Raw genomic sequence first — 14,105 nt, 5'->3', positions numbered from 1 at the left:
TTGGCCCAGATAGTGCTGATCAATTAAGTATTCTTCGATTTTGTCGGCGATGCTTTGAGGGGAGAGTGGATTACAAAGCAATGCAACAGGTTCAAGTATCTCTGGTAAGGCGCCTGTATTAGAACCCACAATTGCTTTTTTTGCTGCCATAGCTTCAATAGCCGTTAGGCCGAATGCTTCATTATGGTTGGGAAGACATACGATATCCATCGCAGCTAGCATGCGGTTAGTATCTTTTCTGAATCCAACTAAATGGACACTCTTCGTCAACCCTAGCGTTGAAATTCTGTCTTTTAGAGTTTTCACAAACGCATTATCAGAGCCTTCGGAAACATCGAGCCCTCCAACGAGTAAAAGGTGCATATTTGATGTTGATTGTTTTAGCAAAGAGAAAGCTTCGATTAACTCTAATTGGCCTTTACCAATACATAGCCGTCCAATATTACCTACAACAACTGAATCAACCGGAATTGCTAGTTCTTGTTTTATTTTTTTTATTTCATCGACATCTTCAATAGGATATTCTGGAATGTCAGTACCTAACCAAAGTCTAGTTAATTTTTGTGGTTTAATCGGGAGAGCATTTATATTTCGCTCGTAAGTCTCATCACTAATCGAAAAGATGCGATCTAAATGTGAATAAACCCAGCGGTGGTAAGGATCTTTTTTAGATCGAGTAACTCCCATGTGCTCGGTAAAAAATGCTTTTCGTTTAGTTAAAACATCAAGTAGTGAAGATACTAAAATATCTCCAGACTTATGGCTATGTATTATCCCTACATTACGACTTCGTAACCATTTATCTAGTTTTGTTACCTGTGAAAGAACAAGTGATTTTTTACTTGAAACTTCGAAAACCTCGATGCCAGCTGCCTTCATTCCTGTTGCAACTTGGGTTCCTTCTACGCATATACCATATGTTTTGTAACCACGAGCGATGCTTTCTTTTCCTGTGCGTATTGGGTACATTTCCAACCCCCCCCAGCCTTGAGAAAGACAAATGTGGGCGATTGCAGGTTTTTCTATTTCTATATTCACATTAACTCCTTCTAAATAGGTTATTTTACATCGTCAGCTTGAAGGTAGCCGTTTAAAGCTACGATTTGTTGCTTTTCTATAGTGTCGTTAAGGAGTTCTTGAGCTAGCTTATCCCGAGTTAATTCAGGGTGCATCAGGTGAAGGATTACCGCTTGATAGAAAATGTTTTTCACTCTGACACCACTTTTTTTTAAGCGGTACTCTATATCAGAGTCTTCACCGACGCCTGGCACTTCATATCTATTATCGAATCCATTTATGCTTAGTAAATCTTTCTTATATAGAGAAAAATTGCATCCTACAATACCTTTTTTCTTTCTATTTAATTTTTTTGATAAAATAGAGTTGGTAATTCGAATTCCTTTTTCAACATTCTTGCCGTGGCCGAGTAAGTATTTTGAGAAAATATCTAATTTATTACTTTCAAAAAAAATCTCTGGCTCGGGGGCTTCATAGAGTTTATCTTTGAAGGATGATGCCAAATCAACTCTTCTCCCATTGAGTACTACGCCGATTTCTCGATTTCTAATATGGTCCTGGACGAAGTGACGTTGTGGGGTACAATCACCGTCAATAAAAATAATATAATCACTACGAGATGCTTTTATAGCTTTATTTAATATTCTATTTTTTCGAAATCCATTATCACTCTGCCAAATGTGTCGAATGGGTAAAGGTGAATTTTTAATGATACTTAATACTTCTGAAACTTTATCATTTTTCGAACCATCATCCGCAATTATTATTTCGAAATTATCATTTTGGTACTCTAAAGCACGTATTATACATGAAAGTGCTTGAGTGTTATTGTAAAACGAAATTACAATGCTAGCGTCGAATTTTTTATTTTTCATAGTAGTACTCATCATTAGTTATGCGTGCGTAGCATAATGCAACAAGTGAAAAGAATATTGATGTTTGGAATTCTAAACCACTAGTATAAAACATACCCGTAATTATATAGGTTAATATTAACGCCATCGCAGAGTATGCAATATTTGGATTTGTTTTTGCTTTTTTTAAGAAGTGCAGAAATAAAGCTAATAATAAAGAGACATAAGAAAGTAAATATATAAAACCTAACTTTATTGCTAGATCTAGGTAAGTGTTATGCATATCAGTAAATGAATAATTATTTTCAGTTAACTCTATGAGCTGTTGCTTTATCCCTATAGATTCTATGTAATAAGTATAGCTCTCTTCAAAGTTATTTATTCCTACACCAAATAAAAATGATGTTGGGTTATTAATAAGATTATGAACTGTAAAATTAAAACCTTGTTCCCACATTGCTAGTCGTGCACTATTAGATGGTAGTGTATTTAAGCCAAATATACTGAATACACGCTCTGTAATGGAATGAATAGCCGGGACGTCTTGTCCAATAAAAGCAACGAAGATTATAGTAGTTGCGATCGCGATTAGCAGTTTAGGGTTACGTATTAGGAGGTATATAGTTAGTGTTATAATTATTGCTAATAACGGACCTCTTCCCCCACTAACGAGTAAGCATACACTACTAATTAAAATAGTAAAAAGTAGTATTATATTTTGTGTTTTTGTTTTTTTATTCTCTAAATAAAATGGTACTGTCATAGCTAGGATATAGCCTAATACTTCAGACCAACGTCCAACATCCCAAAAGCTAGCAATCCTTTCTCCTGACCACCCGCCTAAAACTATCATGTTGTATATAGAATAACCTACTGCGATATACAGGCCAGTAAATAATGAAACTTGAGCGAAGTGTAAATTTCTACTATTTTTTAGTTGGAGCGTTAATATAGGGAAAAGTAATAATAATATACTTTTTCTGATGAACTCACCTGAATCGACAAAGTTAAGATTATAGGGGAATGTAGTTATAATCCCTAGCACAAATGTTGAAATGGAAATTGTGAATAAGTGATTGCTGCTTATATAATCAATTGCTTTTTTATTGTTATGTAATAATACCAGTTGTAATATCAACAATAATGTAAGCGATATATAAATAGCCGATTTAGACACTAATAAGGAAAGGAAAAAGAGCCCTAAAATATAGGGCTCGTATCTGTTAATAAAATTAATCATTCTGTTTATTGATTATCATGGTCTTATTTAAATGATTATAGATTAATAATCTTCATATATTCACTGACGCCAGTGGCAACGGATTTAAACTCAATATCGCACCCAGCATTACGAAGCTTAGTTAAGTCAGCTTGGGTGAACTCTTGGTAAGCGCCTTTCAAATGCTCAGGGAAAGGAATCGTTTCGATTTCGCCTTTACCATGGTGTTTGATTACTGCTTTTGCGACTTCTTCAAAAGACTCTGCGTTGCCTGTACCTAGGTTGAAAATACCTGAAACACCGTTTTCTAGGAACCACAGGTTTACTGCTGCTACATCACCGACATACACAAAATCACGCTTGAAGGTTTCACTACCTGCGAACAACTTAGGGTTTTCACCGGCGTTCATTTGGTTGTTTAGGTGAAATGCTACCGATGCCATGCTCCCTTTGTGTTGCTCACGAGGTCCATAGACATTGAAGTAACGGAAGCCAACGATTTGTGGAAGCGTTTCGTTATGCGCTGCTGCATCTGCGGTTAGGCGGCGAACATAGTTATCAAACTGCTGTTTCGAGTAGCCGTAGACATTCAATGCACCTTCGTATTCTCGCTCTTCAATGAAAGTATCAGTTTCACCGTATGTTGCAGCGGAAGAGGCATATAGGAACGGAATTTCACGCTCAACACAGTAATGAAGTAGCTCTTTAGAGTACTCATAGTTGTTGAGCATAACGTATTTTCCGTCCCACTCAGTGGTGGCAGAGCATGCTCCTTCATGGAAAATGGCTTCAATATGTCCGAAATCATCACCAGCCATAATTTGAGTTAGAAAATCATCACGATCTATGTAATCTGTGATGTCTAGGTCCACAAGGTTCTTAAATTTCTTACCATTTTTTAAGTTGTCGACGACTAGAATATCGTTGTGGCCCGCTTCATTAAGCGCCTTAACAATATTGCTGCCAATCATGCCAGCACCACCAGTTACGATAATCATATTTTTCCTACTCTTTTGAATATAAAACTACTGAGATTATAGCAATAAATGACCAATGCGGGCTAGTGGAATAATTCTTTAACATAAACTTGTCAGTATATCTATTAATCAAAATGCCTGTTGGATTTACTCATAAATTGGGAGTTTATGGTGAAGATTACAGTTGCAGGGACAGGGTATGTTGGCTTGTCAAACGCAATGCTGTTAGCACAACATCATGAAGTGGTCGCGGTAGATATCATCGATGAAAAAGTGACAATGCTGAATAGTAAGCAGTCGCCTATTGTAGATAATGAGATTGAACACTTTCTATCAAATAAAGCGCTGAACTTCAGGGCGACAACAGATAAAGCGGCTTACAAAGATGCTGAGTTTGTCATCATTGCCACTCCAACCGATTATGATCCAAAAAATAATTATTTTGATACCAGCTCTGTGGAATCGGTCATTAAAGACGTCATGGATATCAATCCCAATGCCGTCATGGTCATCAAATCAACGGTACCTGTTGGTTATACTGAGCGCGTTAAGCAAGAGCTGAACTGCGAAAACGTTATGTTCTCACCTGAGTTTTTGCGCGAAGGCAAAGCCCTGTACGATAACTTACACCCATCACGAATCATTGTTGGTGAGTGTTCTGAACGAGCTAAAGTGTTTGCTAATCTTCTTGTTGAAGGTACAGAAAAAGAGAATATCGATGTGCTATTTACTAACTCCACGGAAGCGGAAGCAGTAAAGCTATTCTCAAATACCTACCTAGCGATGCGAGTTTCTTACTTCAATGAACTTGACTCTTACGCAGAAGCTCACGGTTTGGATTCTCGTCAGATCATCGAAGGTGTGGGTTTAGACCCTCGAATTGGCAATCATTATAATAACCCTTCATTTGGCTATGGTGGTTACTGCTTACCGAAAGACACCAAACAGCTGTTAGCTAACTATCAAGATGCACCAAACAACATTGTCGGTGCCATTGTCGATGCTAACCGCACTCGTAAAGACTTCATTGCGGATTCAATTATTAAGCGCTCCCCTAAAATTGTAGGTATTTATCGTTTGATCATGAAGGCCGGGTCGGACAACTTCCGTGCGTCGTCGATTCAAGGGATTATGAAGCGCTTGAAAGCTAAAGGTATTGAAGTAGTGGTGTTCGAACCTGTGTTAGAAGAAGAGCATTTCTTTAACTCGAAGGTTTATTCTGACCTCGAAGAGTTCAAAGCCGTATCGGATGTGATTGTATCTAACAGAATGGTAGAAGATATCGCAGACGTTGCAGATAAGGTATATACACGAGATCTGTTTGCCATTGATTGATTCCAGCAAGGATTGATAGCAAGCTGAATTTTAGCGCTTGCTAATTCGACCAGATGTTAACAGCTCGATCTATCCGTTTAGTGGCGATATACTGAGCCACTAAACGGATAGGGATACTAATTACTAATGAAAACACGTGACAAGATTGTTTACGCTGCACTAGAGCTTTTTAATGAGCACGGCGAGCGCAGTATTACGACCAATCATATTGCTGAACATATTGAGATTAGCCCTGGCAACCTCTACTACCACTTCCGCAACAAACAAGAAATTGTCCGTGATATCTTTACTCTCTATTCAACAGAGTTGCTTGAAAGGTTCACACCGATTCAAGGGCAACAAGAAAGTCTCACGCTACTAAAGAGCTACTTAGATTCTATCTTCACGCTGATGTGGAAGTACAGATTCTTCTATGCGAACCTACCTGAAATATTGTCACGTGATGAGCAACTTCACCTTGATTACATGGCCGTGCAAGAAAGATTGCAAACCAACCTTGTCGATATCATGAGAGCCTTCGTTGAGTTGAACTTGCTCAAAGCAACGGATACGGAAATGAAGTCGATGGTCACTTCTCTTCACTTGATCGCGTCGGGTTGGTTGGCTTATCAGTCTGCGATGTCTCCAAAAGCTCAAATTACTGAGCAAGTCGTCCATCAAGGTATGCTGCAGATGATCGCTACTGTTAAACCGATTGCGACAGCTCAAGGTTTTGAACAGCTGACATTATTGGAAGATGGTGTAAGGGCGTTGAACTCTAAGTAGAAAGAGGCGAGTAATGAAGATCGGGAAAGAGCAGATTCGAGTAGCGAGATACGAGTAAACGAAAAACAGGGTAGAGCGACGACGAGGCTAGACCCTGTAACCTTGTATCGGCTTTCATGCTTTTTGTATCTCGGTGACCCGAACCTTGCGCTGCTCTTAAGCTCTTCGCATCTCGATGACTCGAACCCCGCGTCTGCTTTTAAGCTCTTCGCATCTCGGTTACTCGAATCCCGCATCTGCTTTTAAGCTCTTCGCATCTCGATTGCTCGAATCTCGCATCTGCTTTTATCTAACCAACCAACTCTTTGGGTTTTGAGCTTGGCTGTTTCTGCGAATTTCAAAATACAGAGATGGGCGAGTTTGGCCGCCAGTGTCACCAGCAAGCGCGATGGCTTCGCCCGCTTTAACCTTGTCACCTTCTTTCTTTAAAAGCGCTTGGTTAAAGCCGTAGAGCGTCATATCGCCTTTACCGTGGTCGAGAAGAACCACTAAACCATAACCTCGCAGATACTCGGCAAATACCACCGTACCTGAGTAAACGGATTTTACCTGCTGACCGTACTTGGCGTTGATCACCATGCCTTTCCAGTTAATTTGACCCGTTTGGCGTGAACCATAGTTATGTAGCACTTTATCTTTGATCGGCCAAGGTAGCTTACCTTTATGTTTTGCTAGACCATCCATCGGGACTGCATTACGTCTTTCTCGAGCCGCTTTTTCTGCTTTCGCAATTTCAGCTTTAAGGCGGGTTTCATTTCGCTGGAGCTCTGCCAAGTAATTCTTGTCACCCGAGATGTTTTTCTTGATGCTGCCAACCGTTTTCTTACGCTGTGTTTGCGTTTGAGATAACTTGTCGCGCTTTGTTGTTTGCTGTTTTAACAGGGTCGCAATTTGTTCTTGCTCAAGTTGGCGCTGCTTGTGACTTTCTTCTAACTCAAGTTGTGTCTGTTCAATCGTTTTGATTGTTGCAGATCGCGCTTTGGCAAGGTGTTGGTAGTAATGACTGATGCGATCTTCTTCCACACCTGTATTGAGGATGTGAGAAGAAGCTTTAGCTCGGCTTGTCATATAGTAAGTCTGAATCAGTTGCTCTAACTTGTCGGTATGGACTTTTTTCTGAGCCGTAAGCGCTTTAATCTTGGTGTCTAAGTTAGCAATATTTGCATTAGCCGTATTGAGTTGCTTTTTACTGTCTAGAATCGCTTTTTCAAGCGAAGCGATGGATAGCTCTTGTTTCTTGAGGCTTGCTTGTAGGCTATCGAGCTTTTTTTGCTGTGAGGATAGGTTTTTTTGTTGGCGAGATATTTCACTCGACACGCCTTTCAGTTCCCCCTGAGAGGCGGCAAATGAGGGTGTAGATAAAAGAGCAACACAAAGGCTGGCAGATATCAGAAGAGTCCGGCTAATGGCTCGAATTTGTTTCATCATTGTCGTCATTTAGTTGTATTCATCTGCTCTTAATTTTTCGAATTTCGCTGAATCGAATCCCGCATCTGCTTTTGAGCTCTTCATATCGCGTAGCGTGAATCTGGCATCTGCTCTTAAATCCCATCACCATGGATGAAGTTCTGAGAGCGACCATTGAACCCTTGATCCATATCTAAAGATGGCTTGTCTGTTTTAGGCTTTCCGACAATTTTTGCAGGAACCCCTGCGACTGTTGTATGGGGCGGTACGGCTTGTAGAACCACAGAGCAAGAGCCAATCTTAGCACCTTCGCCAACTTCAATATTGCCGAGGATTTTAGCGCCGGCACCAATCATAACGCCTTCGCGGATTTTAGGGTGACGATCGCCGCCTTCTTTACCTGTACCACCAAGGGTCACGTCTTGAAGAATCGACACATCATTTTCGACTACGGCTGTTTCGCCAATCACAATACCTGTAGCGTGGTCGAGCATGATCGCTTTACCGATACGAGCCGCCGGGTGAATATCAACTTGGCAAGCAACCGAAATTTGGTTCTGTAGGTAAGTGGCAAGCGCAATACGACCTTGCTTCCACAACCAGTTAGCCACTCGGTAACCTTGAAGGGCGTGGTAGCCTTTCAGATAAAGCAGAGGCATCGAGTACATCTCGACCGCAGGATCTCGATTTACCGTCGCGCAAATATCACAAGCGGCAGCATCAATTATCGATTGGTCCTGCTTAAATGCTTGTTCAACCACTTCACGCACTGCCATTGCTGGCATTGAAGCTGTCTTTAACTTGTTTGCCAGAATGTAGCTGAGTGCAGCCCCCAAGCTTTCGTGGTTGATGATCGTGGCATGGTAAAAACTCGCAAGCATAGGCTCTTGCTCTGACTGCTGTCGAGCTTCCTTCACAATGCATTGCCAAACTTTTTGTTGTTCACAGTGTTTCATTTTTCCATCCATTTTTATAGACCAGATACGTGTAGCGAGATGCTAGATTCGAAGAGCGATAGAGCAGGTTAGAGTCATGAGCTTCGAAAAATCGCTCTTGAGTGTGCTCTTAATCTTTTCGTTACTCGTTTACTCGAATCCCGTATCTGCTCTTTTACCTTTCTGACTTTTTGTCTCGAGCAAGTAAGTCTTGTGCCGCTAAGTGTGCATCTTTTCCTTGATACAACACTTGATAAATTTGTTCAACAATTGGCATCTCAACGCCCATGCGTTCTGATAGTAACCAAACTTCTTTGGTGTTGCGATAACCTTCGACCACTTGGCCAATTTCTTCTTGCGCCGTGTCGACGTCTTTACCTGAGCCTAAAGCTAACCCAAAGCGACGGTTACGTGATTGGTTGTCGGTACATGTCAGTACTAAGTCGCCCAATCCAGCCATGCCCATGAAGGTTTCTGGCTGTGCACCAAGTGCAGCGCCTAAGCGACTCATTTCAGCTAAACCACGCGTGATCAATGCTGTACGAGCATTGGCACCAAAGCCAATACCATCCGACATGCCTGCGCCAATTGCGATAACGTTTTTAACCGCGCCGCCAAGCTGCATGCCAATGAAATCTGAGTTTGCGTATACGCGAAATGTTTTGCCACAGTGGATTTTTTCTTGAAGTTGTTCAAGGAACTCTTCATCAGGTGAAGCTACAGAGATCGCCGTTGGCATACCCATCGCTAACTCTTTGGCGAAAGTAGGCCCTGATAGAACCGCTAACGAGTACCCATCACCAAGCACATCGTGCGCGACATCTTTAAGCAAGCGTCCTGTTTCCGGTTCTAGGCCTTTGGTCGCCCAACAGATTCGAGAGTCTGAGGCTAAGTAAGGTTTAACGCTATTAAGCACAACGCCGAATACGTGGCTCGGGACGACAAGCAAAAGGTCTCGGCTTGAAGTCACTGCTTTTTCTAAGTCTGATTCAATGATCAGGCTTTCTGGGAATTCTATATTTGGTAGAAACTCATTATTAGCGCGCTCAGATTCAAGGCGAGCCATATGAGCAGGGTCATGCCCCCAAAGAACAACATTGGCACCATTACGCGCTAGAGAGATCGCTAAAGATGTTCCATAAGAACCTGCGCCAATCACTGTCATCGCAATGTCTTTACCGTAAGCGCTGTCTTTACCGTAAGCGGCTGTCGCGCGAGTTGTTTCTGTCATGCTTCCACCTAAAAATAATGAGGGAAATCGAAGAGTTCTTGAGATGTTTTCTAAATTAAGAAGAAAAAGCTCTCTATCAAAATACAGTGTAAATAAAAAATGCACATCGCAGAAGCTGCGATGTGCATTTAAAAGCTAAGCTTCTTATAACATAAGCTATTTAAGCGTTCGTTAGAGTTAAGTTCTACTGTGAGACTTAAGCCTGTTCGCCTTCAGCTTGCTGAGCTTGGTTTTGTAGGTAGTTCATGAACAAAGCATCAAAGTTTACTGGTGCTAGGTTCAGTTGTGGGAACGTACCTTTAACTACTAGGCTAGAAATTGTTTCACGAGCGTATGGGAACAGGATATTCGGGCAGAATGCACCTAGGCAATGAGCCAGTTGACCAGCTTCCATTTCGCTTGCAGAGAAGATACCGCCTTGTTGAACTTCACAAAGGAATGCTGTGTCTTCTGCGTTCTTAACCGTAACAGTTAGACGTAGGATTACTTCGTAAACACCTTCGCCAAGTTCACGGCTTTGAGTGTCTAGGTCCAGTTTTACATCTGGGTTCCACTCTTTCTGAAACATGTCTGGAGAGTTTGGCGCTTCGAAAGATACGTCTTTTAGGAAGATACGTTGGATTGCGAAGTTTTGTTGTGCGTCTTGTTGTGCTGCTTCAGCCATTTTCTTGTCCTTAAAAATTTATAATTAGGTTTTGTTCGTCATATCAGCCGAACAAAACCTTAAAGTCATATTCGTGTAATCAGGTCAGTCTGCTTCTTGTCGTTAACGGTTTATTGCCTTTAACTACTTCTTACCTTTAACCAAAGGTAAGTTAGCTTCGCTCCAAGCCACTAAGCCGCTTTTCAGTACGCTTACGTTTTCGAAACCTGCTTTAACCAGCAAGTTAGCGCTTTCTTGAGCGGTTTGACCTGTCTTGCATACTACGATGATTGGGTCTGCTTTGTGGCTTTCAAGGCTACCAAAGCTATTTGCTTTGATATCTGACGGCAAAATGTGAACTGCGTCCGTAATATGGCCCTTTTTGAACTCATCCTTAGTACGAATATCAACCACAACACCGTTTTCACGGTTAATCATGTGTGTGGTTTGCGCTGCCGTGATCTCTTTGTAGGCTGCGTTTGATGTCTTGATAACGTTCGCAATGATGGCAACAACCAAGCCGATCCATACGATGGCTAAAATCATATTCTCTTGAACAAATGGAACTAACTCTTGCATATCTTGAACTCTTATTCGTTATTGGGCGAAAAACTATAGGTCAGGAGTATAGCGAGTTTTGGGGTTTGGTGTACATAGAGTTAGCTTACCCGCGCACATAACTGGATTTTTTTTTGATTATATTCATTGATACATAGATAATAGAGGAATTTACATTTTAAATGTTTGAATGCGTAGTGTGGTTTTCGCTTTGTGACCAAAGGGCGGTAGCATGCCTGGTGGAGATTGCTCGTACGTGTTAGTTTTTGATTTTAAAGCTATATTTTAGGAGTTTTTGTGAAGATATTAGTCACCGGTGGCGCTGGTTTTATCGGCTCAGCAGTTATACGTCACATTATAAATAATACAACGGACAGTGTGGTAAACGTTGATAAGCTAACTTATGCAGGTAACTTAGAATCTCTTATAGAAGTGCATTCGAATGAACGTTACGCGTTCGAGCAAGTGGATATCTGTAATCGTTCAGAACTCGACCGTGTTTTTGTAGAACATAAACCGGATGCAGTAATGCATCTAGCTGCTGAATCTCATGTTGACCGTTCTATCACCGGTCCCGCGGCATTTATTGAAACAAATATAGTTGGCACATATACGTTATTAGAAGCGACTCGTGAATACTGGAATTCGCTTGAAGACCGTACAAAAGCAGAATTTCGTTTTCACCATATCTCTACTGATGAAGTGTATGGTGATCTTCCACATCCAGATGAAGTACCTGAAGGCTCCGAGCTACCGATGTTCTTAGAGACGACTTCGTATGAGCCATCAAGCCCATACTCGGCCTCAAAAGCATCGAGTGATCACCTTGTGCGAGCCTGGTTACGTACTTACGGCCTTCCAACGATGATAACAAATTGTTCAAATAACTACGGCCCTTATCATTTCCCTGAAAAGTTGATCCCGTTGGTCATCTTGAATGCCTTGGAAGGAAAAAACCTTCCTATCTACGGTAAAGGCGACCAAATCCGTGACTGGCTATTTGTTGAAGATCACGCTCGAGCGCTCTACAAAGTCGTTACGGAAGGTAAAGTGGGAGAGACATACAATATTGGCGGCCACAACGAGAAGAAAAATCTCGAAGTGGTGAACACGATTTGTGACATCTTAGATACGTTAGTACCGAAAGAGTCAGCGTATGCAGAGCAAATTACCTATGTTCAAGACCGTCCTGGTCACGACCGCCGCTACGCCATTGACTCATCTAAAATGCAGCGTGAGCTGGGTTGGACACCTGAGGAGACGTTCGAAACAGGTCTTCACAAAACGGTACAGTGGTACTTAGATAATTCCGCGTGGTGTCAAAATGTACAAGATGGTAGCTATCAACGTGAGCGTTTGGGCGTAGAAACAACTGAATCAAAGGGAAATAAAGAATGAAAGGTATTGTTCTAGCTGGAGGTTCTGGCACTCGCCTATACCCATTGACTCGTGGAGTATCAAAACAACTCTTGCCGATTTACGACAAACCAATGGTGTTTTACCCAATCTCGACGTTAATGCTCGCAGGCATTAAAGATATCTTGATTATTACTACGCCTGAAGATAATGCTGGTTTTCAGCGTCTACTTGGTGATGGCTCAGATTTCGGTATTAACCTTGAATACGCTATTCAGCCAAGTCCAGATGGTTTAGCGCAAGCTTTCATTATTGGTGAAGAGTTTATCGGTGACGATTCTGTGTGTTTGGTATTAGGTGATAACATCTTTTACGGACAACATTTTTCGGAATCTTTACTTTCTGCTGCTAGCCAAAGCCACGGTGCTACTGTTTTTGGATATCAAGTAAAAGATCCTGAGCGCTTTGGTGTAGTAGAGTTTGATGAAAATATGAAGGCGGTTTCCATTGAAGAAAAGCCGGAAGTGCCAAAATCGAATTATGCAGTAACAGGCTTGTATTTCTACGATAATCGTGTTGTTGAAATGGCGAAGCAAGTTAAGCCATCTCATCGTGGTGAGCTAGAAATTACAACTCTTAATGAAATGTACCTCAATGATGGTTCTCTTAATGTGGAATTATTAGGTCGTGGCTTTGCATGGCTAGACACAGGTACACACGAAAGTCTTCATGAGGCTTCTTCTTTCGTTCAAACGATAGAGAATGTACAGGGATTAAAAGTTGCTTGCTTAGAAGAAATAGCTTGGCGCAACGGTTGGTTGAGCAGTGAACAAGTTCTAGGTCTAGCTAAACCAATGATGAAGAATGAGTACGGTCAGTATTTATCGCGCTTGGTTAATGAAAGCAAACTGAAGGCGGAAGCTTAATGCGTTTATTAATTACCGGTAGTCATGGCCAAGTCGGTACTTGTCTCACTAGACAGTTAGCAGACAATGAAAATGTTGAAGTATTGGCTCTTGATCGAGAGCACCTTGATATTACGAGTCAAGAAGCTGTCAACGCGGTTGTTGCTGAATTTCAACCGGAGATCATTATTAATGCGGCGGCACATACCGCGGTTGATAAGGCCGAAGAGGAAGTCGACCTTTCTTACGCGATAAACCGTGATGGTCCCAAATACCTCGCACAAGCAGCGCAGAGCGCTGGTGCTGCAATACTGCATATTTCAACCGACTATGTTTTTGAAGGTAATAAAGTGGGAGGGTATATTGAAAGTGATACCACAAACCCTCAAGGCGTATATGGTAAAAGTAAGCTCGCTGGTGAAATCGCTGTAGTGCAAGCGTGTGAAAAACACGTTATCTTGCGCACTGCATGGGTATTTGGCGAGAATGGTAATAATTTTGTGAAAACCATGCTGCGTTTAGGAGAAAACAGAGAGACATTGAGTATTGTCGGCGATCAGTTTGGTGGGCCGACGTATGCGGGTGATATTGCGGGTACATTAATTCAAATCGCGAAGTGCATTACTCAGGGAGACACGGTCGATTACGGTGTTTACCATTACTCGGGCTTGCCTCATGTCAGTTGGTTTGACTTTGCTGATGCCATTTTTGATGTTGCGGTTGAGCAAGGGGTGCTTGTGAAAAAGCCGAACTTAACGAGTATTACCACCGACCAATACCCGACACCAGCAAAGCGTCCAAGTAACTCTCGCTTAAGTACCGAGAAAATCACTTTAGGTTTCTCTGTTGAAGCGAGTGATTGGAAGGCCGCTTTAAAAAATATTCAAGCGTATACCGGATAAT

13 protein-coding genes and 1 pseudogene are annotated in these 14,105 nt (G+C 41.6%); 5 read left to right on the top strand and 9 right to left on the bottom strand.

The window, feature by feature from the left end; genetic code table 11:
* The 4 genes and pseudogenes from BCT34_RS24680 to rfaD all read right to left on the bottom strand — a co-directional run.
* Window positions 1-1,038, bottom strand: a pseudogene (locus BCT34_RS24680) (glycosyltransferase family 4 protein); the annotation flags it as partial.
* A gap of 20 nt (window positions 1,039-1,058) precedes the next feature.
* Window positions 1,059-1,892 (bottom strand): glycosyltransferase, encoded by an 834-nt coding sequence (locus BCT34_RS17455; protein ID WP_102300668.1) that lies wholly within the window; start codon window positions 1,890-1,892, stop codon window positions 1,059-1,061.
* Complete coding sequence (locus tag BCT34_RS17450) at window positions 1,882-3,111, bottom strand: O-antigen ligase family protein (protein ID WP_076657089.1); 1,230 nt, start codon at window positions 3,109-3,111, stop codon at window positions 1,882-1,884. Before BCT34_RS17450 ends, BCT34_RS17455 begins: the two co-directional genes overlap by 11 nt.
* 35 nt (window positions 3,112-3,146) lie before the next feature.
* Window positions 3,147-4,088, bottom strand: a complete 942-nt coding sequence (gene rfaD, locus BCT34_RS17445; protein ID WP_076657088.1) for an ADP-glyceromanno-heptose 6-epimerase — start codon at window positions 4,086-4,088, stop codon at window positions 3,147-3,149.
* Window positions 4,089-4,238: 150 nt separating this feature from the next.
* Between rfaD and BCT34_RS17440 the strand changes: the two genes are divergently transcribed.
* Together BCT34_RS17440 and BCT34_RS17435 are read left to right on the top strand one after the other, a co-directional pair.
* Window positions 4,239-5,402: a nucleotide sugar dehydrogenase gene (locus tag BCT34_RS17440; RefSeq protein ID WP_076657094.1), complete on the top strand. Its 1,164-nt coding sequence runs from the start codon at window positions 4,239-4,241 to the stop codon at window positions 5,400-5,402.
* Window positions 5,403-5,528: 126 nt separating this feature from the next.
* Entirely contained in the window at window positions 5,529-6,167 is a 639-nt protein-coding gene (locus BCT34_RS17435) for a TetR/AcrR family transcriptional regulator (RefSeq protein WP_076657087.1), read from the top strand.
* Between the two features lie 285 nt (window positions 6,168-6,452).
* On the opposite strand, the gene BCT34_RS17430 is transcribed toward BCT34_RS17435, so the two are convergent.
* The 5 genes from BCT34_RS17430 to BCT34_RS17410 form a co-directional block, all read right to left on the bottom strand.
* A complete protein-coding gene (locus BCT34_RS17430; protein ID WP_076657086.1) occupies window positions 6,453-7,604 on the bottom strand; it encodes a peptidoglycan DD-metalloendopeptidase family protein in 1,152 nt (383 codons plus the stop codon).
* Between the two features lie 104 nt (window positions 7,605-7,708).
* Complete coding sequence (cysE, locus tag BCT34_RS17425; protein WP_009847961.1) at window positions 7,709-8,530, bottom strand: serine O-acetyltransferase; 822 nt, start codon at window positions 8,528-8,530, stop codon at window positions 7,709-7,711.
* A 154-nt stretch (window positions 8,531-8,684) separates the two neighbouring features.
* On the bottom strand, window positions 8,685-9,740 hold the full coding sequence (gene gpsA / locus BCT34_RS17420; RefSeq protein WP_076657085.1) for an NAD(P)H-dependent glycerol-3-phosphate dehydrogenase: 1,056 nt from the start codon (window positions 9,738-9,740) through the stop codon (window positions 8,685-8,687).
* Window positions 9,741-9,936: 196 nt separating this feature from the next.
* The gene (gene secB / locus BCT34_RS17415) at window positions 9,937-10,404 is read right to left on the bottom strand and encodes a protein-export chaperone SecB (protein WP_009847959.1); all 468 of its coding nucleotides are present in this window, start codon (window positions 10,402-10,404) and stop codon (window positions 9,937-9,939) included.
* 123 nt (window positions 10,405-10,527) lie between these two features.
* A complete protein-coding gene (locus tag BCT34_RS17410; RefSeq protein WP_016786319.1) occupies window positions 10,528-10,962 on the bottom strand; it encodes a rhodanese-like domain-containing protein in 435 nt (144 codons plus the stop codon).
* Between the two features lie 276 nt (window positions 10,963-11,238).
* Here BCT34_RS17410 and rfbB point away from each other — a divergent pair, with 276 nt between their 5' ends.
* The 3 genes from rfbB to rfbD are packed head-to-tail and all read left to right on the top strand — an operon-like array spanning window position 11,239 to window position 14,104.
* Entirely contained in the window at window positions 11,239-12,339 is a 1,101-nt protein-coding gene (rfbB, locus tag BCT34_RS17405) for a dTDP-glucose 4,6-dehydratase (RefSeq protein ID WP_076657084.1), read from the top strand.
* A complete protein-coding gene (rfbA, locus tag BCT34_RS17400) occupies window positions 12,336-13,223 on the top strand; it encodes a glucose-1-phosphate thymidylyltransferase RfbA (RefSeq protein ID WP_076657083.1) in 888 nt (295 codons plus the stop codon). The genes rfbB and rfbA overlap by 4 nt, the downstream gene beginning before the upstream one ends.
* Window positions 13,223-14,104 (top strand): dTDP-4-dehydrorhamnose reductase, encoded by an 882-nt coding sequence (gene rfbD / locus BCT34_RS17395; RefSeq protein ID WP_076657082.1) that lies wholly within the window; start codon window positions 13,223-13,225, stop codon window positions 14,102-14,104. The genes rfbA and rfbD overlap by 1 nt, the downstream gene beginning before the upstream one ends.
* Window position 14,105: the final 1 nt, after the last annotated feature.

This window comes from Vibrio sp. 10N.261.45.E2 (assembly GCF_002875705.1).
Lineage (GTDB): Bacteria > Pseudomonadota > Gammaproteobacteria > Enterobacterales > Vibrionaceae > Vibrio.
Note: the sequence above shows the minus strand (reverse complement) of the source record. Positions and strands in the feature narration are given on the sequence as shown.